Source organism: Pseudomyxococcus flavus (assembly GCF_050038885.1).
GTDB classification, from domain to species: domain Bacteria; phylum Myxococcota; class Myxococcia; order Myxococcales; family Myxococcaceae; genus Myxococcus; species Myxococcus flavus.
This window is the reverse complement of record NZ_CP143624.1, coordinates 6890840-6911722: the sequence shown is the minus strand read 5'-3', so window position 1 is coordinate 6911722 and position 20883 is coordinate 6890840. Positions and strand designations below refer to the sequence as shown.

General features: G+C 72.0%; 13 protein-coding genes. 7 read left to right on the top strand and 6 right to left on the bottom strand.

Annotation, left to right across the window (positions count from 1 at the left end; all coding sequences use genetic code 11):
* Positions 1-6: 6 nt before the first annotated feature.
* The 4 genes from VZL07_RS29005 (at position 7) to VZL07_RS28990 (ending at position 5148) form a co-directional block, all read left to right on the top strand.
* Positions 7-375 (top strand): hypothetical protein, encoded by a 369-nt coding sequence (locus VZL07_RS29005; protein WP_426751111.1) that lies wholly within the window; start codon positions 7-9, stop codon positions 373-375.
* Positions 376-532: 157 nt separating this feature from the next.
* Positions 533-1672, top strand: a complete 1140-nt coding sequence (locus VZL07_RS29000) for a class I SAM-dependent rRNA methyltransferase (RefSeq protein ID WP_426751110.1) — start codon at positions 533-535, stop codon at positions 1670-1672.
* Between the two features lie 47 nt (positions 1673-1719).
* Positions 1720-3162 carry an OB-fold nucleic acid binding domain-containing protein gene (locus VZL07_RS28995; protein ID WP_426751109.1) on the top strand — a complete coding sequence of 481 codons (1443 nt, stop codon included), beginning with the start codon at positions 1720-1722 and terminating at the stop codon, positions 3160-3162.
* 9 nt (positions 3163-3171) lie between these two features.
* Positions 3172-5148, top strand: coding sequence for an HD domain-containing phosphohydrolase (locus VZL07_RS28990; protein WP_426751108.1), 1977 nt, complete (start codon positions 3172-3174; stop codon positions 5146-5148).
* Here VZL07_RS28990 and VZL07_RS28985 read toward each other — a convergent pair.
* The 3 genes from VZL07_RS28985 to metG are packed head-to-tail and all read right to left on the bottom strand — an operon-like array spanning position 5135 to position 8986.
* The gene (locus tag VZL07_RS28985) at positions 5135-5911 is read right to left on the bottom strand and encodes a TatD family hydrolase (protein ID WP_426751107.1); all 777 of its coding nucleotides are present in this window, start codon (positions 5909-5911) and stop codon (positions 5135-5137) included. The genes VZL07_RS28990 and VZL07_RS28985 overlap by 14 nt on opposite strands.
* Entirely contained in the window at positions 5908-6885 is a 978-nt protein-coding gene (locus VZL07_RS28980; RefSeq protein ID WP_426751106.1) for a HEAT repeat domain-containing protein, read from the bottom strand. Before VZL07_RS28980 ends, VZL07_RS28985 begins: the two co-directional genes overlap by 4 nt.
* Before the next feature lies 1 nt (position 6886).
* A complete protein-coding gene (metG, locus tag VZL07_RS28975; protein WP_426751105.1) occupies positions 6887-8986 on the bottom strand; it encodes a methionine--tRNA ligase in 2100 nt (699 codons plus the stop codon).
* 115 nt (positions 8987-9101) lie between these two features.
* Between metG and VZL07_RS28970 the strand changes: the two genes are divergently transcribed.
* Complete coding sequence (locus VZL07_RS28970; protein ID WP_426757398.1) at positions 9102-9905, top strand: NRDE family protein; 804 nt, start codon at positions 9102-9104, stop codon at positions 9903-9905.
* A gap of 137 nt (positions 9906-10042) precedes the next feature.
* Here the strand turns inward: VZL07_RS28970 and VZL07_RS28965 are convergent, their stop codons facing one another.
* Genes VZL07_RS28965 through holB form a run of 3 tightly spaced genes read right to left on the bottom strand, consistent with a single transcriptional unit; the run spans position 10043 to position 12884 of the window.
* Positions 10043-10510 (bottom strand): hypothetical protein, encoded by a 468-nt coding sequence (locus tag VZL07_RS28965; RefSeq protein ID WP_426751104.1) that lies wholly within the window; start codon positions 10508-10510, stop codon positions 10043-10045.
* Positions 10511-10521: 11 nt separating this feature from the next.
* The gene (gene holA, locus VZL07_RS28960; RefSeq protein ID WP_426751103.1) at positions 10522-11853 is read right to left on the bottom strand and encodes a DNA polymerase III subunit delta; all 1332 of its coding nucleotides are present in this window, start codon (positions 11851-11853) and stop codon (positions 10522-10524) included.
* Positions 11850-12884, bottom strand: coding sequence for a DNA polymerase III subunit delta' (gene holB, locus VZL07_RS28955; protein ID WP_426751101.1), 1035 nt, complete (start codon positions 12882-12884; stop codon positions 11850-11852). The genes holA and holB overlap by 4 nt, the downstream gene beginning before the upstream one ends.
* Positions 12885-12966: 82 nt before the next feature.
* Here holB and VZL07_RS28950 point away from each other — a divergent pair, with 82 nt between their 5' ends.
* A complete protein-coding gene (locus VZL07_RS28950; protein ID WP_426751100.1) occupies positions 12967-14460 on the top strand; it encodes a cyclic nucleotide-binding domain-containing protein in 1494 nt (497 codons plus the stop codon).
* Positions 14461-14587: 127 nt separating this feature from the next.
* On the top strand, positions 14588-20857 hold the full coding sequence (locus VZL07_RS28945; RefSeq protein WP_426751099.1) for a type I polyketide synthase: 6270 nt from the start codon (positions 14588-14590) through the stop codon (positions 20855-20857).
* The last annotated feature ends 26 nt before the right edge of the window (positions 20858-20883 follow it).

Below are 20883 nucleotides of genomic sequence, written 5' to 3'. Positions count from 1 at the left end.
GGGCGCATGGGCTACGTCGTGCGGACGCCAGAGGGCGAGCTGGTCTACCCCAGCCTGCTGGACGTGGAGCGGGCCTATGTCCAGGGGCTGGTGGACCCGGAGGACGACATCCGGGAGGAGACGGCCACCACCTGGCGCAAGGCGGCGAGCCTCCCCGCGCTGGCGAGGGCCCGGCCCACACGCTCCGGGGCGTTGCAGCGAGGCCAGGTCCTCCGGGTGGCGGCGGTGGTGCTGCTGAGCGTGCTGGCCCTCTCGCTGGTGTTCCGCGACGAGCTGCGGCTGCGCGGCCTGGGCATCGTCCTGGCGCTGGTGGCCAGCACCCTGCTCTTCCAGGTCACCACCAAGGCCTTCAAGCGCGCGCCCTCCGGGAGCTGAGGCCAGAGGGGACGGCGCACGCGCCCGCCCGCCCGGCAGCCCCCCGACGTGGCGCTCCGGGACGGGCAGCCATCCGCGCGCAAGCACCCCATGTTCTTCCCTGGCAGCACGCCGTGGGCGCCGGTGCCCGCGGGCCGCCGCGAGAGGAGCGACCACCGTGCTCAGCACCTACCTGTCCCGCGACGCCGCTCGCCGCCTGCGCCATGGCGCGCCGTGGTTGCGCCGGGAGGACATCGTCTCCATGGAGGGGACGCCGCTGCCAGGGGAGCCGGTGCAGCTCCGGGACGAGGACGGCTCGGTGCTGGGGCTGGGCGACGTGGACCTGGAGGCCTCGTACGCGGTGCGGCGGCTCGGCCAGCCGGACGAGGCGGTGGAGGGGCTCATCCCCCGCCACCTCCGCCACGCCTTCGAGCGGCGGGGCCGGCTGGTGGACGACCCGCGCTTCTGCCGCATCGTCAACGATGACGGGGACGGCCTGCCCGGCCTCATCGTGGACCGCTACGACGCGCACTTCGTGGTGCAGACGCTCACCCGCGCCATGGACGCGCGCCAGGAGGAGCTGACCCGCGCGCTGGTGGAGGTGGCGGGTGCGGGCTCGGTGCTGCTGCGCAACGACACGGCGCGGCGCAAGGCCCTGGGCCTGCCCACGCAGCGCCCCCACGTCCTCTATGGCACCCCGCCCCGCTGGTGCCGGCTGCTGGAGCTGGGCGCGCGCTTCACCGTGGACCTCACCTACGGCCAGGGCACCGGCTACGCGTATGACCAGCGCGAGGTGCGCCGCTTCGTGGCGCGCATGGCCCAGGGGGCCCGCGTGCTGGACGCGAGCTGCAATGTGGGCGGCCTCTTCGTCCACGCGGGCGTACATGGCGCCCGGCACATCCTCGCCTTCGACGCCAACCCGGACGCGGCGGACCTGGCCCGGGAGAACGCCGAGGCCAACGGCCTGCTGGGCCGGGTAACGGTGGAGACGGGCAAGCCGGCCCAGGTGCTGCGCGCCGTCCGGGACACCTTCGACCTGGTGCTGCTGGACACGCTCAGCGCGCAGACGGACGAGGAATTCGCGGAACTGCTGCGGCTGGCCCTGCGCAGGACGCGACACGGGGGCTGGCTGATGGTGACGGGGTACCATCCGCCCCTCCCCCCGGGCAGCTTCGATGAGCTGGTGGCCACCGCCTGCGAGGGCGAGGCGCGCATCGCCACCCGGCTGGCCCGCCCGGGGCTGCCGCCGGACCACCCGACCCTGGCCGGGTCCCCAGGGGCCGAGTACCTCGACGCCGTGGCGCTGGAAGTGAGCTGAAGCGGTCCCCCCGCGCGGCCCCCGGAGTGGTAGTGTCCGCCGCCGCAATGACCAACGAAAACGTGCCCGAGTCCGCGTCCCCCGCTGCCCAGGAAGGTTCCGTGGAGACCGTCCGCAAGGTGTACGCGGCCGACCTGCGGGAGAAGGACCGCGTCCATACCGTCTTCCGTGTCACCAAGAAGGACAAGGTGACGGCCCGCAGCGGCAAGGTGTTCGTCGCCGCCACGCTCGTCGACAAGAGTGGCGAGGTGGACGCGCGCATCTTCGACAAGGTCGAGGCGCTCGAGCCCGCCTTCCAGGCCGGCGACTTCGTGCTCGTCCAGGGCAACGTCATCTCGTTCCACGGCCGCACCCAGGTGGTGGTGGAGTCGCTGGAGCGCCTGGACCCGGAGCCGCTCGACCCCCAGGAGTTCGAGCCGCCCCCGGCCCCGCCCGCCGAGGCCAGGCCCGCGCCCGAGGCCAGGCCGGCCCCGGAGGCCAGGCCGGCCCCGGAGGCCAAGGCCGAGAAGGCCGAGAAGGGCGAGGCCCGTGGGCATGATGGCGCGGGTGGCGCGCGCGCCGCCGGCCTCATCCGGGAGATGGTCACCGAGCGCATCGGCGACGCGTTCGTGAAGCAGCTCCTGATTGCCTTCCTGGACGACCCGAAGATTGCCGCCGGCCTGCCGGTGGCCCAGGGCGCCCGGGGCACGCACCACACGTGGCGCGGCGGCGTGGCCGAGCACATCCTGTCGGTGATGCGGCTGACGCTCCGCGTGGCGGACCAGTACCCCATGGTGGACCGCGACCTGCTGCTGGCCGGCGCGCTGCTGCAGCAGGTGATGAAGGCGGCGGACGCCAACGAGTCCACGGACGAGGGCCGGCTGGTGGGCAACCTGGTCCTCACCGCGCAGAAGCTGCGCGAGAAGGCGCTGGCCATCCCCGGCTTCCCGCCGCTCCTGGAGCAGCACCTCACCCACCTGGTCATCTCCCAGCACGGCGACGCGCAGCACGGCAGCCCGAAGTCGCCGGTGACGCTGGAGGCGCAAATCCTCCACACGCTGGAGTCGCTGGACGCGCGCATCGCCTCGTGGCTGGAGGCCATGCAGCGCGACTCGCACGACCGGTGGACGGACGTGGTGCGCCCCTACGAGCGCCAGCTCTGGAAGGGCCCCTCGCCCACCTCGCGGGGCCGCGCCCCGGTGGAGGGCGGTGGCCGCCGCAAGGGCCGCGAGGAGAAGCGCAAGGCCCGGGCGGAGAAGGCGCAGCAGGGTGGCGCCCCGGCCGCCGAGGGCGCGCCGCAGGAGCAGGCGCAGCGCCCGCCGCGCAAGGAGCGTCCGCCCCGCGAGGAGCGCCCGCGGGAGGAGCGTCCGCCCCGGCCGCCGCGCGAGGAGCGCCCGCCGCGTGACGCGAGCTCGCTGCCCAAGGAGCTGACCTTCAAGCCCTTCAGCGCGCTGACGTCGCTGTCGCCGGATTCGGGCAACGCGGGCGGCGAGGGTTCCTCGGAGAGCTGAGGCAGCCACATGGCGAAGAGGTTGGGAGAGCGCCTCATCGAGGCGGGGCTCGTCAACGCCGCGGCCGTGGAGCAGGCCCTGGAGCACCAGAAAATCACCGGCCACAAGGTCGGTGACTGCCTGGTGGAGCTGGGCCTGCTCCAGGAGACGGCGCTGCTGCGCTTCCTGGCGGCGGAGTTCCAGACGCGCTTCGTCAGCGCGGACAAGCTGGCCAAGGCGCGCATCGCCACCGAGGTGCTGGACCGGCTCCCGGTACGCCTGGCCGAGGCGCAGAACGTGCTGCCGCTGGCGGTGGACCCGGAGCGCAAGCTGCTCTCCGTGGTCGCCGCCGAGCCGCAGAACAAGTCGCTGATGGACGAGATTGCGCTCGTCACCGGCATGTCGGAGGTCTACGCGTACGTGGGCCTGCGCAGCGCCATCTCCGCCGCCATCCGCAAGCACTACTACGGCGACCCCACCGCCTTCACCGCGCTGCTGGAGGGCGCCAGCACGCAGGGCCAGCCCCCATCCCTCCCGGGCCGCACGGGCGCACCGGAGCACGGGCGCACCTCCGCGGGCAGCGGGACGGGCACGGGCAACCGGGGCGGGCTCAGCCTCAGCTTCCGCGTGGAGACGGACGCGCGGATGCGGCTGCAGCGCGGCAGCAGCACCGGCACGCCCGCGGTGCGTCCCTCCACGCAGCGGCGCGAGCCCGGCGGGCCACGCGGCCTGGTCAGCGACAGCGACTACGTGGAGACGCTGGGCATCATGGTGGGCCTGCTGGAGCAGGACCGGCAGCGCCACCGGGGCCACTCCGCACAGCTGGCCCGGCAGGCCGGCATCGTGGGCCAGCGCATGGGCATGCCCCACAAGGAGCTGGCCGCGCTGTCCATCGCCGCCTACCTGCACGACCTGGGCAAGCCGGCCGAGCGCCACTTCTCGCTGGCCAGCAACGCCATCAACCCGGAGTGGAAGGCCCAGGCGAAGCAGGCCTGCCGCATCCCCACCCGGATGTTCGAGACGGTGCACCTGCCCGCGCAGACGAACACCATCCTCGCGCAGATGTACGAGGCCTGGGACGGCTCCGGCACGCCCCAGGGCGCCAAGGGCGAGGACATCACCCTGGGCGCGCGCATCCTCGCCGCGGTGGACAGCTTCCTGGAGCTGACGAAGAACCCGGGCAACGCCCTGGGCCGCGTGCTGCCCAAGGAGCAGGCCCTGGAGCACCTGCGCAAGTACGCGGGCGTGCTCTACGACCCGGTGGTGGCGGACATCGTCATCCAGCTCCAGAGCGGGGAGCTGCTGCGCCACCGCCTGGAGAGCGAGGGCCGGCAGGTGCTCGTGGTGGAGCCGGACGAGACGGCGCGCGGCGAGCTGCTAGAGGCGGTGCTGAAGCAGGGCCTGGTGGCGCACGCGCTGTCCACCGTGGAGGGCGCACACGACGGCCTGGCCCGGCAGGACTGCGACGTGCTGGTGGTGAGCCTGCGCCTGGGTGTGCAGGACGTGCTCGAGCTGCTGGAGCAGGCGCGCTCGGTGCCGGAGACGGCGGGGCTTCCCATCGCCGTGGTGGGCGAGCCCGACGCGGCCACCCGCGAGCGGCTCCTCATGGGCGGCGCCACCGAGGTGCTGTCGCCCGCCGACAAGGCCGTCATCGCCACCACGGTGAAGACGCTGCTGGACGACCGGGTGCAGCACAACGGCCCGGGGCGGGTGGTGCGCGGCAGCTTCGACGAGCTTCCCCCGCGCGAGCTGCTGCGCACACTGGGCGGTGGCCACAAGAGCGGCCGGCTCAACCTGCGCCAGCACACGCTGGAGGGCTACCTCCACCTGGAGCGGGGCCGCGTCGTCTTCGCGTCCTTCGGCGGCCACTCGGGCGAGCCCGCCCTGCAGGCGCTGCTGAAGCTGAAGCAGGCCGACTTCCAGTACGACCCGGACGCGCTGCTGCTCGATGTGCCGCAGATGGACCAGGACCTCGCGGCCCTGGCCGGCGGCGTCAACGGAGCGTGAGGTTGAAGAGGGCGGCGGCGTTGGCGGTGGTGACCGCGGCCACCTCCTCCAGCGTCACGCCCTTGAGCTCCGCGACCTTCTTCGCCGTCTCCACCACGTGCGAGGGCTGGTTCTTCCGCCCGCGGTGCGGCACCGGCGCCAGGTACGGGCTGTCCGTCTCCACCATCAGCCGGTCCAGGGGCGCGAAGCGCACCGCGTCCTGCAGCGCCTCCGTCTTCTTGTAGGTGACGACGCCCGACAGGGACAGGAAGAAGCCCCGGTCCAGGTAGCGCCGCGCGGCGTCCGTGTCGCCGGTGAAGCAGTGGATGACGCCCTTCGACACGCCCGTCTCCCGGAGGATGGCGTCGCAGTCGTCATGCGCGTCGCGCACGTGCACCACCAGCGGCTTGTCCAGCCGGAGCGCCAGCGCGCACTGCCGCCGGAACACCTCCGCCTGCGCCTCGCGCGGCGAGTGGTCATAGTAGTAGTCCAGCCCCGCCTCCCCCACTGCCCGCACCTCCGGGCGCGCGCAGGTGCGCTCCAGCGTGGCCAGGTCGTCCTCGGTGGCGCGCGCGGCCTCGTGGGGGTGGATGCCCAGCGTGGGCGACAGGAACTCCGGGTGCGCCGCGGCCAGCTCCAGCGCGTTGCCCCAGTTGCCCGGCCCGTGGAACTGCCCCACCACGACGGCGTGGACGAGCCCCGCGGCGCGGGCCGCGTCCAGCACGGCCATGACGTCCGGGTAGTCCTTCACCTCGAGGTGGCAGTGGGCGTCGACGAATTTCATGGCTCCTCCTGCAACAGCTCTTCCAGCTCCGCGCGGGCCTCGGGTGTTGGAAAGGTACTCACCGCGTTGCGAACGGCCTCACGCGCCTCGGTGCCTCCGAGGCGCCACAGCCCATCAGCTGCGTCCAGGCGGCAGTCCTCGGAAGCCTGCGTGTCCTGAAGCAAGGCGACCAGCCAGGGCAGCGCCCGCGCATCCCCCAGCCGGCCCAGACCGCGCGCGGCGGCGCCTCGGCAGGGGTCCTTCACGTCGTCCAGGATTTCCTTCAGGCGCTCCAGCGCGCCGGGCGCCTTCACCTCGCCGCAGAGCTCCACGGCCAGGGGCCGGTCCGGGCTCCACCGCTTCTTCGCCGTCCGCTGGAGGAGGTAGGTCGCGCCATCCGGGTCCCCCAGCTTCGCCAGCACGCCGGCGGCTTGCGTCCGCTCGAAGGCGGGCAGGAGCCAGCGGCCGAAGAGCTTCTTCACCGGCGGCAGCGCGCGCGCGTCCCCCAGCTCCGCCAGCGCGCCCAGGGCCCGGAAGCGGAGCAGGTCCACGTTCAGCGCCTCCAGCAGCACGTCCAGCCCCGCGGCGTGCTGGAGGGTGGCGATGCCCCGCGCCGCCTCGAAGCGGACCTCGAAGGTGCCGTCCTCCAGCATGCTGGCCAGCGCGCCGCGCAGCTCCGGCTGGCCCAGGTCGGCCAACCGGCCGGTGGCCTCCAGCCGAATCTGCCACTCCTCGTCGCGCAGCCGGGCGATGAGCAGGTCGGGCAGCTCGTCGCGAGGCACCACCACGGAGGCCAGGCTCACCCCCGCGCGGCGCACCTCCACCTGCGTGTCCGACAGCAGGCGGGGGAGCGCCTCGAGGAACTCGGCGGCGTGCTCGGGGACCTCGGACGCGAGGTGGTAGAGCTGGAGCGCGGCCTCCGTCCGGAACGCCGGGCGCTTCTCGCGCTCCAGCGTCAGGAGGGCCTGGTCCCGTTCGGCACGCCAGTCCGTCACGTCACTTCACCTCGCTGCCAGGGGCCACGTCGCCCGGGTCGAGCAGCGACAGGTCCTTGCCGCCCGGCCCCGCCGTCAGGAGCATGCCGCGGGACTCGATGCCCTTGAGCTTGCGCGGCTTGAGGTTGGCCACCACCACCACGTTGCGCCCGGTGAGCGCCTCGGGCGCGAAGGCCTCCGCGATGCCGGAGACGATGGTGCGCGGGCTCCCCTCGCCCAGGTCGATGCTGAGCTTGAGCAGCTTGTCCGCCTTCTGCACCTTCTCCGCGGCCAGCACCTTGCCCGCCTTGAGCACCACCTTGGCGAAGTCGTCGTACTCGATTTCGCCCGAGGCCTCGCCCGCGCCCGGCGAGGCCTGCGTCGCGGCGGGAGCCTCGGCGGGCTTCTTCTCCGCCTTCTGGCCCTTGGCGGGCCTGGCCTCCGCCGCCGCAGGCGCCGCGCCTTCCGGCGCCTTGATGATGGCGTTGACGCGCTCCTCCTCCAGCCGCGGAAGCAGCGGCTCCGGCGTGCCGATGGGCCGGCTGCGGTCCAGCAGCGGGTACTTCGCGCCCTCCAGGGCCTGGAACGTCAGCGGCTCCGCGCCGAGCTGGGCGAAGAGCTTCTCCGACAGGCGCGGCGTCACCGGGGCGAGCAGCGCGCCCAGGAGGTAGGCCACGTCCGCGGCGTCCGAGAGGTCCGCGCGAGCCACCTCCGCGTCCTTCTTCACCTGGGCCCACGGCGCGGCCGTCTGGAGGAAGCCGTTGGCCGCCGACGCAATCTCGGTGATGACGCGGATGGCGGACCGGTACTCCAGCTTCTCGAACGCGTCGCGCACCTCTGGCACTCGGGCAAGAGCGGCCTCCACCAGCGCCCGGCCCGGCCCCTCGGCACGGCCCGGCGCGAGCCGCTTCTCCAGCGGCCCGGCCAGCAGCGACAGCGCGCGGTTGGCCAGGTTGCCCACGTTGTTCACCAGCTCGCCATTCACGCGCTGGCGGAAGTCCTTGAGGTTGAGGTCCAGGTCCTCCACGCCCGGGCCCAGGTTGGCCGCGTAGAAGTAGCGCAGGTAGCTGGGGTCCAGATGCTCCAGGTAGTCGCGCACCGGCACCATGGTGCCTCGGCTCTTGGACATCTTCTCGCCGTTCACCGTCAGGTGGCCGTGGACCTTGATTTCGCTGGGGATGTGGAAACCCGCGACGTTGAGCACGGCCGGCCAGAACAGCGCGTGGAAGTAGACGATGTCCTTGCCGATGAAGTGGATGATGCGGGTGTCGGCGTCCGCGGCCCAGTAGTCGAGCGCGCTCTTCGCCTTGCCCGTCTCCTTCGCCCACTTCTCCGTGGTGGCGATGTACCCGATGGGCGCGTCCAGCCAGACGTAGAAGTACTTGTCCGTCTCGCCCGGAATGGCGAAGCCGAAGTACGGCCCGTCACGGCTGATGTCCCAGTCCGCCAGGCCCTTCTCGAAGAAGCCCTGGAGCTGCGTCGCCAGGCCCGGGTGGAGGAAGCCCGGCTTTCGCAGCACGTCCTGGAGGAAGTCCGCGTGCCGCGACAGCTTGAAGAACAGGTGCTCGGAGTGCTTGCGGACCGGGGGCGTGCCGCACAGGGCACAGCGCGGGTCGATGAGGTCCGTGGGCGAGTAGGCCTTGCCGCACTTCTCGCAGGAGTCGCCGTACTGGTCCGGCGCCTTGCAGTTGGGGCAGGTGCCCTTGATGAAGCGGTCCGGCAGGAAGCGGCGGTCCTTCTCGCAGTAGGTCTGCTCGATGTTCCGGCGCTCGATGTCGCCCTTCTCCTTCAGCCGCCCGTAGATGAGCTCCGCGTAGTGGCGGTTCTCCGGCGAGTTGGTGGAGTGGAAGTAGTCGAACCGGATGTCGAGGTCGCGGAAGTCCCGCTGGTGCTCCTCGTGGAAGCGGGCGATGAACTCCTCGGGCTTGAGGCCCTGCTTCGCCGCGTTCAGCTCGATGGGGGTGCCGTGGGTGTCATCGGCACAGAAGTAGACGACGTCCCTGCCGCACGAGCGGAGGAAACGGACGTAGATGTCGGTCTGGACGTACTCGACGGCATGGCCGATGTGGACCGGGCCGTTCGCGTAGGGAAGCGCGCTGGTGACGAGGATTCTCTCCGCCATGGACTCTCCTGAGGGCGGCGGACCTTAGCCGCTCGGATGGCCGAGGTCATCGACGGCGTGAAGGCCGCGGGCCCGAATGCGCCGCGGAGCCGAAGATGTTATCGACCGGATACGCATGTGCACCATCATCATCCTGCGCCACGTCCACCCCGAATGGCCGCTGGTGCTCGCGGCCAACCGGGACGAGTTCTACGCCCGCCCCGCCACCGGTCCCCAGGTCCTGCTGGAGTCCCCGCGCGCCGTGGGCGGCAGGGACGAGGAGCGCGGCGGGACGTGGATGGGTGTAACCCACGAGGGGCTCTTCGTCGGCCTGACGAACCAGCGGGGCGAGCGAGGCCAGGGGCCGGCCCCCCGCTCCCGGGGCGAGGTGGTGCTCGAGGCCCTCCAGGCGGGCAGCGTGGAGGCCGTGGACCGATACCTGGATACCCTGCCCGGCGATGAATTCATGCCCTTCAACCTCCTCTATGGCGACGCCCACCGGCTGCGCGTGGCGTATGCCCGGAGGACGGAGCGGCAGCTGCGGCGCGAGGATGTCCCCCCGGGCGTCCATGTCCTGCCCAATGACGTGTTGAACGCCCCGGAGCTGCCCAAGGTGGAGCGGGCCCGCCTGCTGGCGACGGAGGTGGCGAAGAAGCCCTGGCCGGAGCTGGAGGCGGGCCTGAAGGCCGTGCTGGCGGACCCGACGCTGCCGGCCGAGGAGCTGATTCCACCGCCGGGCGTGGGCGAGGACCTGCCCCGCGACCTCCTGCGCCAGCTCCAGGCGCTCTGCATCCACACCCCGCTGTACGGCACGCGCTCGTCCGCGGTGGTGGCGCTGGCGCCAGGGCGTGTCGGGCGCTACCTCGCCTCCGACACGGCGCCCTGCCAGGGGCCGTGGAAGGACGTCACCGAGCTGCTGACCGTCCCTGCTGGGGCGTAGCGCGAAGACCTCGCCAGCCGGGGGGCGGACAACCCTCCCGTGTCGGACGCGGCGCCGCGCCGGGGACGGTGGAAGGACGTCACCCGCCTGCGGCCCCCGCTGGAGCAAAGTGCCAGGCCGGAGACCGCGGACGGTCGTCACGCCCCTGCTGCCGGCGGCGGGCGGTGCTCGCCCACGATGACGCGGGCCCGCCCGTCCATGGAGAGCTTCACCTCCTCCACGAGCGCGAAGCCGGACTCACGGGCCAGCTCGGCCAGGTGCCGCATCCACGGGTTGTAGGGCATCCCGTTGTCGGAGCAGCACGGCACCACCGCGAAGGGCAGCCGGTGCGCCGCCGCGTACTGGATGATGATGCGGGTGGCGCCGTCCGGGTGCATGCCCACCACCAGCTCCGCCTCGCATGGCTCCTCCAACGTGAAGATGCGCTGGGCGTAGTTGACGGGCAGGTGCTTGTGCCGCAGGTCGAACGTCGTGACGGTCCGCCCCCGCTTCGTCAGGGCCTCATTCAGCTTCCCCTGCCCTCCGGCCACGTCGAAGACGCGCGGGGCGCTGAAGCGCTCCACCAGGAAGTCCGCGAAGAGGTCGAAACGACGCTTGTCCGCCATGAGCGCTACCTCTAACCGGCGCCGTGCTGGCGCACACACACCGTGGCCAGCAGCCGCTCGATGACCAGCCGGCCGTTCGCCGAGGACTTCAGCGCCAGGTCCGCCTCGGCGCAGGCCACCAGCGCGCCCAGCAGCTCGCGCCGCTCGTAGCCCGCCGCGGCCTTCATGCTGAACGTCAGCGCCCACGCGTTGGGCATCTTCCGCTTGCTGCCCTTCAGCTCCGCCTCCAGGCGGGGGAAGACGCGCGCCTCCACGTCCTTCGCGGTGCGCGGCGGCGTGCCTCCCGCGTAGCGCCACAGCCACTCGTGGCTCTCCAGCAGGCTCCGGACGATGGAGGCCACCGCGCCCAGCAACTGCAGCGCGTGCGTCCCCTGCCCCATGGCGTCATCCGCGTAGGCGAGTGCCCCGGCGAAGTCGCGCTTCTGGAGCGCCTCGGACAGCTCGAAGAACTCCTCCTCGCGCGCGTGGTGGACCAGCGCGACCACGTCCGCCCGCTCAATCGCGGGCCCTTCCGAGTACGTGGCCAGCTTCTCCAGCTCCGACTGGAGCAGGCGGATGTTCCCGCCGATGCGCTCCTTGAGCTCGTCCAGCGCGCCGGGGCCCAGCTTCTTCTTGAAGGGGGCCAGGAACTCCTTGGCGATGTCCGACAGGTCCAGGTCCTTGTGGCGCGCGGCCACCTTCCGCTCGACGACGTAGCCCTTGTCGTGGGCCAGCTTCACCAGCGGGTTCTTCGCATCCACGTCCGACGCGGCCAGCACCAGCGCATGGCCCGCCGGCACCCCCTTCTGGAGCAGGTCCAGCAGCGCGGTGGTGTCTCCTTCCGGCGCGGAGATGCGCTCCTCGCGGCAGTAGGCAGCGGCCTCCTTGAGGAAGGCCACGTCCGCGTCGGCCAGCTCCACGTTGAGCTCTTCCTTCCACTTCTCGACGGAGGGCGCCCCCGGGCTGCCCGGGTCCAGTTGCTCCACGCCCCAGCCCGCGCGCGCCGCCAGCGCCAGCAGCCGCCGCGCGCCTTCCTTGCGCTTGCCTGCCTTCCACGCCTCGCGCGCCTTGCCCAGCGCGTCCCCCCGCCCCTTCTTGGGCGCCAGGAACTCCGGGTCGCGGACCAGCACCACCTTGCGGCCGGGGAACAGCGGCAGCGTGGCCAGCTCCTGCGCCACCTCGCGCGGGCTGCCCGCGTCCAGCACCGCCAGGTTGAGGCCCATGGCCGCGTCCGGGACGAGCAGCTTCACCAGCTCGTCGGCGCCCTTGCGGACCAGGAACTCCTCACCCGCCAGCAGGTACACGGGAGCGACCTTCCCCGCCTTCACGCTGGACAGCACCTCATCCATGTCACTGGCGCTCATCGCGGCATCTCCGTGAACAGGTCGATGAGCATCCGCTCCAGTTGGAGCCGGGGCGCGCCGTTGCGGGCGATGGCCGCGCGCGCGCCCTCCAGCAGCGAATGCCGGCGGTGCAGGAGGAGGTCCGTCGTCCGGGCCGCCACCTGCCGGGCCAGCTCCAGCAAGTCCCGGTTCGCCAGCCCCGCCTCCTGGCCCGCCTTCACGAGCGCCAGGTCGCGCGTCCACAGCACCAGCAGCTCCAGGGTGCCCTCCGCGTCCTCGCGCGAGCCGCCATGGGCCTCCGCGAAGCGCAGCAGGCCCACCGCATCCTCGCCGCGCAGGGCCTCGAAGGCGGTGACGATGTCCTTGCGCTTCGCCAGCGCGTCCACGTCCAGCGCCATGGCCCGGCCCAGGCTGCCGCCGGCCATCACGGCCGCGAGCTTGGCCGTCTCCGGGTCCAGCTTGCGCGCCTCGGCCACGCGCTGGGCGACCAGCTCCACTGGCAGTGGACCGAAGTGGACCTTGCTGCACCGGCTGCGGATGGTGGGCAGCAGCCGGTCCATGGCGCTGGCCACCAGGACCAGGGTGGTGTCCGAGGGCGGCTCCTCCAGCGTCTTGAGGAAGGCATTCTGCGCCTGCACGTTCATCGTCTGGGCGGAGACGATGAGCGCCACCTTGCGGCGCGACTCCAGGCCGCGCAGGGCGATGCGCTCCTGGAGCTGGCGGACCTGCTCCACGCGCAGCTCCCGGCTGGGCGTCCCAGTGAAGTCGGACCGGCCCGCCAGTCCCCGGGAGACGCGCTCGTCGTCCGGCATCACCCAGGTCACGTCCGGGTGAAGCCCCTTCTCCACGCGCTGGCAGCTCGCGCAGGCGCCGCAGCCCACGTCCGGCTGCTCGGGGCACGTGAGGGCCTGGGCCAGCCCCACCGCGGCCAGCTCCTTGCCCACCCCTTCCGGCCCGGCGAAGAGGTACGCGTGGTGGACCGCGCCGCTGCGCAAGGCCGCCTGGAGGGCGTCCACCGCGCGCGGCTGTCCCAGTACCGATGCGAGCGTCATGCCGCGTGTATCCCCGCTCACGCGGCACGCGTCAACGGCCGCCTTGACCCTCACTCAGATGGCGGGAGACATTCCCCCCGCCTTGCTGCCCTTCCTTCAGAGCAACCTGTCCCTGGCCGTGGGTGCGCTGCTCATCGTCGTGCTCATGGGGGTGCGCACCGCCTCCCATGACCCCGACCTTCGGCAGGACCTGAAGAGCGCCATCCGCCTCCTCATCGCGTTCGTCGTGCTCCGGTTGGCCTCGTGGGCCATGCCCGAGGCGGCCCCCGGCGGCCTGAAGAAGGCGCTCCAGGTGGGCTGGATGTTGATGTTCACCTTCGGTGGCATCCGCGCCTCCGTGGCGCTGGCACTGAAGCTCATCCGGCTGCGCGCGCCAGCGGTGGGCACGCCGAAGATCCTCCGCAACGTCATCGACTTCACGCTGTACCCGCTGGCGGTGCTGCCGCTCCTGCGCACCCAGTTCGACGTGGACCTGGCGGGCCTGGTGGCCACGTCCGCGGTGCTGTCGGTGGTCATCGGTCTGGCGCTCCAGGAGACGCTGGGCAACCTCTTCGCCGGCCTGTCGCTCCAGCTGGACCGGCCCTTCGAGGTGGGCCACTTCATCCGCATCGGGACGCACACCGGGCGTGTCGTCTTCATCGGCTGGCGCTCCATCCGGCTGTCCAACTTCCGCCGCGAGGTCATCACGCTGCCCAACAGCATGGTGGCCAAGGAGCTGGTGCAGAACTTCACCCAGGACCTGAACCCGGTCGGCATCGACGTGGAGTTCCGCCTGTCGCGGGACACCCCGCCCAACCAGGTGAAGAACGCGCTGCTGGAGACGCTGCGGGAGACGCCGCTCGTCCTGCCGGAGCCCTCGCCCATCGCGCGCACGCTGAGCTACGAGGACAACGCCATCCGCTATATGGTGCGCTTCTTCATCGCCGACTACGGCATGGCCGACGCGGTGAAGGAGGACCTGCACACCCGCCTGTGGTACCGGCTGCGCCGGGAGAACATCGAGATTCCCTACGCGCAGCGCACCGTGCACGTGAAGCAGGAAATGGCGCGCGCGGAGCTGTCCGAGGACACCATCCGCAGCGTCCTGGGCGCCGTGGACCTCTTCCAGACGCTGAACGCCGAGGACCTGGACCGGCTGCGCCAGGAGTCGCTGGTGCGCCGCTTCGGCGCGGGCGAGCGCATCATCCAGGAGGGCGATGAGGGCCGGACCTTCTACGTGCTCGCCTCCGGCGAGGTCAGCGTGCGCGCCGGCAGGGCCCAGTCAGAAGTCACCCGCCTGGGACGCGGCAGCTACTTCGGGGAGATGTCCCTGCTGACGGGCGAGCGGCGCTCGGCCACGGTGGTGGCGGTGCAGGACTCGCTGCTCCTCGAGGTGGACCGACCCACCTTCGCCCGGCTCTTCAGCGAATACCCCGGCCTGGCCCGGCAGCTCTCCTCCATGCTCGCCCAGCGACGGACCCAGCTGCGGGCCGTGGCCGAGGCGAGCGGACCGAGCACCGACGCCATTCCCGCCGAAGTCGGTCGTATACTCGGGCGGCTGCGCCAGATATTCGGGCTCCACGCCACACACGAGTAGGTTGGAAGCAGCGGGGGGATGCCGTGACAGACCTCGGTACTCCGATTCCAAAGCTGGGGCGGCTTCGACCCGCCTCGTCCTGTGCTGAATTGAACTGCTGGAAGCGGTACTTTGCAGGATCACTGTCATGACGGAAGACGTTGAGGGGCTATCGGAGTCTCCAGACATCGCGGTGGTGGGAATGGCCGCGCGACTGCCTGGAGCACGCGACGTGGACACGTTCTGGCGTCGCGTGCGCGACGGCGTCGAGTCCGTCACTCACTTCACCGATGCGCAGCTGTTGAGCGCGGGCGTGGACCCCGCGCTGCTCCAGGACCCGAACTACGTGAAGTCGGGCATGGTGTACGAGGGCCTCGAGGACTTCGACGCGGGCTTCTTCGGCTTCAGCGCGCGCGAGGCGTCCCTGATGGACCCGCAGCACCGGCACTTCCTGGAGGTGTGCTGGGAAGCGCTGGAGCACAGCGGCCATCCGCCGGAGCGCTTCAAGGGCCCCATCGGCGTGTTTGGCGGCTCGGGCATGAACGCGTACATGCCCTACAACCTCTTCACCAACCCGCAGCTCATGGAGCAGGTCGGCCTGTTCCTGGTGCGGCACACGGGCAACGACAAGGACTTCCTCACCACGCGCGTCTCGTATTGCCTGGACCTGCGCGGGCCCAGCCTCAATGTGCAGACGGCGTGCTCCACGTCGCTGGTCGCCATCCACTCCGCCTGCCAGAGCCTGCTGGCGCGCGAGTGTGACCTGGCGCTGGCGGGCGGTGTCACGCTGGAGCTGCCGCATTACCGGGGCTACCTGTACCAGGAAGGGGAAATCCTCTCACCGGACGGGCACTGCCGCGCCTTCGACCATCGCTCGCAGGGCACGCTCTTCGGCAGCGGCGCGGGTGTCGTCGTCCTGCGCCGGCTGGAGGACGCGCTGGCGGACGGTGACACCATCTACGCGGTGGTGAAGGGCAGCGCGGTCAACAACGACGGCGCGCGCAAGGTGGGCTACCTGGCCCCGTCCGTCGACGGACAGGCGGACGCGGTGGTGGAGGCGCTCAACGTCTCCGGCATCAGCGCCGACACCATCGACTACATCGAGTGCCACGGCACCGGCACGCCGGTGGGCGACCCGATTGAAATCACCGCCCTCACCCAGGCCTTCCGCACGCAGACGCAGAAGAGCGGGTTCTGCCGCATCGGCTCGGTGAAGACGAACATCGGCCACCTGGACACGGCCGCGGGTGTGGCGAGCTTCATCAAGGTCGTCCAGATGCTGCGGCACAAGCAGATGGCGCCCACGCTGCACTTCGAGAAGCCCAACCCGCAGATTGACTTCGCGCGCTCGCCCTTCAGCGTGAATGCCACGCTGCGCGACTGGGCCGCGGCCAGGGGCCGTCCGCGCCGGGCCGCGGTGAACTCGCTGGGCGTGGGCGGCACCAACGCACACGTCATCCTGGAGGAGGCGCCCGCGCAGCCGCAGACATCCGCAGCGCGGCCCTTCGAGACGCTGTGGCTGTCCGCGCGCACGCCCGCCGCCCTGGAGCGCGCCGCCCAGCGGCTGGCACAGCGCCTGGGCGAGCCGGACGCGCCCAACCTGGGTGACGCTTCGTACACGCTGCTGGCCGGCCGCCGCCGCTTCGCGCACCGCCGCGCGGTGGTGGCGTCATCGCGCGAGGAGGCCGTGCGCCTGCTGTCGCAGCCGGAGGCCGCGCGGACGGCCCAGGCGCAGACGGAGGCAGAGGGCCGCCCGGTGGTGTTCCTCTTCCCGGGTGGTGGCGCGCAGTACCCGGGCATGGCGAAGGGCCTCTACGAGCAGGAGCCCGTGTTCCGCCGCGCGCTGGACGAGTGCCTCGCGCTGCTGGAGCAGCACCAGTCGCTGAAGCTGCGCCCCCTGCTCTTCCCGGAGCCCGGCGCAGAGTCGGATGCCCGCGCCCAGCTGGAGCAGGCCACGTACGCGCTGCCAGCGCTGCTGTCCGTGGAGCTGTCGCTCGCGGCCCTGTGGAAGGCGCGCGGGCTGACGCCACAGGCGTGCCTGGGTCACAGCATGGGCGAGTACGCCTGCGCCCAGCTCAACGGCGTCTTCTCGGTGAAGGACGCCCTGGGCATCGTCGCGTGCCGTGGTCGGCTGTTCGACCAGCTCCCCGCGGGCGCGATGCTGAGCGTGGAGCTGCCCGAGGCCGAGCTGAGGCCCCTCCTGGGCGAGGGCCTGGACCTGGGCGCGCACAACGCGCCGGGGCTGTGCCTCGTGTCCGGCGAGGTGGCCGCCATCGAGGCGCTGGAGGCCCAGCTCAAGGCGAGTGAGGTGGAGACGCGGCGGCTGCACATCAAGGTGGCCGCGCACTCGCGCATGCTGGAGCCCATCCTCGCGCCGTTCCGCGAGTTCCTGGGCACGGTGCGCTTCTCCAAGCCCACCGCGCCGTGGATCTCCAACGTCACCGGGACGTGGGTGACGCCCGAGGAGGCCACCTCGCCCGACTACTGGGTGCGCCACCTGCGCCAGCCGGTGCGCTTCGCCGAGGGCGCGGGCGTGCTCCTGGCAGACAAGGCGCGCGTCTACCTGGAGGTCGGCCCCGGCCAGACGCTCACGCAGCTGCTGCGCGCCCAGGTAGAGAAGCCCCAGGCCGAGCAGCTGGTGCCGTCGCTGCGGCACCCGAACGACTCCGTCGCGGACCTCGCGTTCTTCCAGCTCGCGCTCGGCCGGCTGTGGGCGGCCGGCGTGGACCTGGACGCCGCGGCGCTCTTCGACGGCCAGAAGCGGCGCCGCGTGGCGCTGCCGACGTATGCGTTCGAACGCGAGCGCCACTGGGTGGAGCCGGGCAGCGGCACCTTCATGGCGCGGCGCGAAGGCGAGCGCCCGCTGGTGCGCGAGGACAATGTGTCGCGCTGGGGCTACGTGCCCCGCTTCCGGGAGCAGGCCGGCGCGGCCCCCGAGGTGCCCGCGGAGAACGAGCGCTGGCTCCTGGTGGGCGAAGACACCGTGCTGGTCAACGAGCTCGCGCGCGAGCTGTCGGCGCGCGGCGCCCAGGTATCACGCGTGCTCCCCGGCGATGCCTTCGGACGCGCGGCCGAGCGGCGCTTCACGCTGCGGCTCGATGCACGCGAGGACTGGGAAGCGCTCTGGGATGCGATGGGTAGCGAGCGGCGCGTGCCGCCTCGCATCGTGGACGTCACCGGCCGGGACCTTGCCGCGTTGGGATGGGAACGCGCGGTGTCGCGCTACTTCCTCACACCGCTGGCGCTGATGCAGTCCCTGACCGCCGAGTCGCTCCCGTCAGGCCTCCGCTACGTGCGGGTGACGCAGGAGGCCCTTCCGGCCGAAGGACATGCCACGAGCCCCGAGCAGGCGCTCAGCTTCGGTCCGCTGCTCGTGGGTCCCAAGGAGCTCCCCGAGCTCAAGGCCCGCGTGGTGGACCTGCAACTGGTGGTCAACGTGATGGGCCAGGCGCGGGAGCTCGTGGAGGAGCTGCTGCGTCCGGACGTCGAGGCCCCGGTGGCACTGCGCGGTGGGCGCCGGCTGGTGCAGGTGCTGGAGCGGACGGCGCTCGACGAGGGCCCGACGCCGCTGCGTGAGGAGGGCGTCTACCTCATCACGGGCGGCCTGGGCGGCATCGGCCGCACGCTGGCCGAGCTGTTCGCGCGCAAGGCCAGGGCCCGGCTCGCGCTCGTGTCGCGGTCGGCGGCCAGCGCCTCGCACGCGGAGCTGCAACGCACGCTGGAAGGGCTTGGCGCCCAGGTGCTGCTGCTCAAGGCGGACGTCACCGACGCTGAGCAACTGCGCGCGGCCATCGCCCAGGTGAAGGAGCGCTTCGGCGCGCTGCACGGCGTGGTGCACGCGGCGGGTACGCTCGAGGACGGGCCGCTGGAGGCGAAGACGCGCGACTCGGCGCTGCGGGTGCTCGCGTCCAAGGCCCTGGGGGCGCTCGCGCTGGAAGAGGCCCTGCAAGGCGCGGCGCTGGACTTCTTCGTCAGCTTCGCGTCGACCAGCGCCTGGCTGGCGCCGCCGGGACAGGTGGACTACGTCGCCGCCAACGCATTCCTGCTCGCCCAGGCCGCGCGGCTGGAGGCCACGGGCATCGCGAAGCGCGCGCTCGCGCTGGGCTGGGGCGTCTGGCAGGAAGTGGGCATGGCCGCGGCGCAGCTCGCGCCGCAACTGCCGCCCGGTGAGGCCGTCAGTCATCCGCTGCTCCAGCGGCGCGTCGAGGCGCCGGAGGGGCACCACGTCTTCCGCGCCATCTACGACGCGAAGGCCCTCTGGGTGCTGGACGAGCACCGCATGCGCGGAGGAGGCCCCGTCCTCCCCGGCACCGCGTACGTCGAGCTGGCCCGTGCCGCCTGGACGCTGGCCCGTCCCGGCGAGCCGCTGGAGCTGTCCCAGCTCTCGCTCGTGTCTCCGCTGGACGTCCCGGATGGAGAGGTCCGCGAGGTGGAGGTCTCCCTGGCCCCCGAGGGCGACGGCTGCTCCTTCCGCGTGCGCAGCCGCGCGTCCGGAAACGCCTGGACGGAGCACGCCACCGCGCGCCTCCACGCGGCCCAGGGCTCGCGCCCCGCCGCGCTGGACCTGTCCACCGTCCGGGCGCGGTGTGGTGAGCGGCCGTTGACCTTTGGCGAGGGCGAGCAGTCCCTGCCGCAGGACGCGCTCATCGCGTTCGGTCCTCGCTGGAAGGTGCTGCGCACCGCGGGCTTCGGCACGTCCGAGGCCCTGGCCCGGCTGGAGCTGCCTCGCGCCTTCCGCGAGGACCTGGCCACGTATGGGATTCCGCCCGGGCTGCTGGACATCGCGTCCGGCTTCGCCTTCTCGCTGCTCCCCGACGCGGGGCAGCCAGGGAAGCTGCACGTGCCCGTCTCGTACCGGCAGCTCCAGGTCTGGGGCCCGTGGCCCGAGGTGGCCATGAGCCACGTGCGCGTGCGCCAGGAGGAGGGCCGCGGCGCGCTGCTCGACGTGACGCTCACCGACACGGACGGCAACGTCTTCTGCGCCATCGAGGGCTACCTGGTCGCGGCCGTCGAGGCGCGGCGATTCGGCCGCGCGCCGCAGAAGAAGGGCTCGATGTTGGAGAGCTGGCTGCCGCTGGGCATCAAGCCCGCGGAAGGCCAGGACGCCTTCCTGCGCGCGCTGTCGCTCAAGGACACGCCGGCGCTCTTCGTCAGCTCCATGGACCTGCACGCCCTCGCGGCCCGCATGCGTCCGAAGCAGGAGGCGGCGAAGTCCTCGCCGGCTCCGGCCACGTCCGCTCACGACGGGCAGGCGGCAGACACGGCCGCCGCGGACGCCCCGCGCGACGACGTGGAGCGCAAGCTGGCCGAGCTGTGGCAACAGCTGCTCGGCGCACCCAAGGTCGGCCTGAAGGACAACTTCTTCGAGCTGGGCGGTCACTCGCTCATCGCGGTGCGCCTGTTCGCGCGCATCAAGAAGACCTTGGGCGCGGACCTCACGCTGGCCACCCTGTTCGAGGCCCCCACGCTGGAGCAGTGCGCCGCCCTGGTGCGCGAGGCCGCGGGGATTCCCTTCACGCCGGACGCGGCTCCCGGTGACGCGGCGCCCGCCGCACAGGCCCCGGCGGTCAAGGTGGCAGCGAAGAGCTGGTCCCCCCTGGTCACCATCCAGAAGGGTGGCAACGCCCTGCCCTTCTTCTGCGTGCACGGCGCGGGAGGCAACGTCCTCAACTTCCGCGAGCTGGCGCAGGCGCTCGGCAAGGAGCAGCCCTTCTACGGGCTCCAGGCACGCGGCGTGGACGGCAAGCTGCCCCCGGCGGACAGCATCGAGGAGATGGCGGACATCTACCTGGAGAGCATCCGCCAGGTGCAGCCCCACGGGCCGTACCTGCTCGGTGGCTACTCCGGAGGTGGCGTCGTCGCCTACGAGATGGCGCAGCGGCTGCACGCGCTGGGTGAGCCGGTGGCGCTGGTCGCGTTCCTGGACACCTTCCACCCGGCCACCCAGGAGCGGCGCCAGTCCTTCAACGAGCGGCTGCGTGAGCTGCGCCGCGAAGGCGCTGCCAGCTACGTCTCCCGCAAGCTGCGCACCAAGGTCGAGCGCGACGGCACCCGGCTGTGGAGCCAGCTCAGGCTGCGCTGGTACGAGCAGCGCGGTGAAGCCCTGCCCATCGAGCTGCGCAACCTCCAGCTCACCGAGCGCTTCCAGCTGCTCGCGAGCCGCTACACGCCCAGCCCCTACGCGGGCCCCGTGACGCTGTTCCGCGCGCAGGAGATTCACGCCATCTACGCGCACATGGGCACCAGCCTGGGCTGGGAGCCGCTGGTGCCGGCGCTGACCATCCGCGAGGTACCGGGCGACCATGACAGCCTGGTCCGCGAGCCCAACGTCCACGTCCTGGGCCGGCTGCTGCGCGAGGCGTTGGACGAGGCGCAACACGGCTCGCGGGGAGAGGTTCGATGGACTGGTTCGAGGTAAAGACATCCAGCCGTGAAGTGGGTCGC

What these genes read in the sequence shown, in the direction of transcription:
- VZL07_RS29005 (WP_426751111.1), top strand. Translation starts at nt 7, where the DNA reads ATGGGCTACGTCGTGCGGACGCCAGAGGGCGAGCTGGTCTACCCCAGC.
- VZL07_RS28995 (WP_426751109.1), top strand. Translation starts at nt 1,720, where the DNA reads ATGACCAACGAAAACGTGCCCGAGTCCGCGTCCCCCGCTGCCCAGGAA.
- VZL07_RS28990 (WP_426751108.1), top strand. Translation starts at nt 3,172, where the DNA reads ATGGCGAAGAGGTTGGGAGAGCGCCTCATCGAGGCGGGGCTCGTCAAC.
- VZL07_RS28985 (WP_426751107.1), bottom strand. Translation starts at nt 5,911, where the DNA reads ATGAAATTCGTCGACGCCCACTGCCACCTCGAGGTGAAGGACTACCCG.
- metG (WP_426751105.1), bottom strand. Translation starts at nt 8,986, where the DNA reads ATGGCGGAGAGAATCCTCGTCACCAGCGCGCTTCCCTACGCGAACGGC.
- VZL07_RS28970 (WP_426757398.1), top strand. Translation starts at nt 9,102, where the DNA reads ATGTGCACCATCATCATCCTGCGCCACGTCCACCCCGAATGGCCGCTG.
- VZL07_RS28965 (WP_426751104.1), bottom strand. Translation starts at nt 10,510, where the DNA reads ATGGCGGACAAGCGTCGTTTCGACCTCTTCGCGGACTTCCTGGTGGAG.
- holA (WP_426751103.1), bottom strand. Translation starts at nt 11,853, where the DNA reads ATGAGCGCCAGTGACATGGATGAGGTGCTGTCCAGCGTGAAGGCGGGG.
- holB (WP_426751101.1), bottom strand. Translation starts at nt 12,884, where the DNA reads ATGACGCTCGCATCGGTACTGGGACAGCCGCGCGCGGTGGACGCCCTC.
- VZL07_RS28945 (WP_426751099.1), top strand. Translation starts at nt 14,588, where the DNA reads ATGACGGAAGACGTTGAGGGGCTATCGGAGTCTCCAGACATCGCGGTG.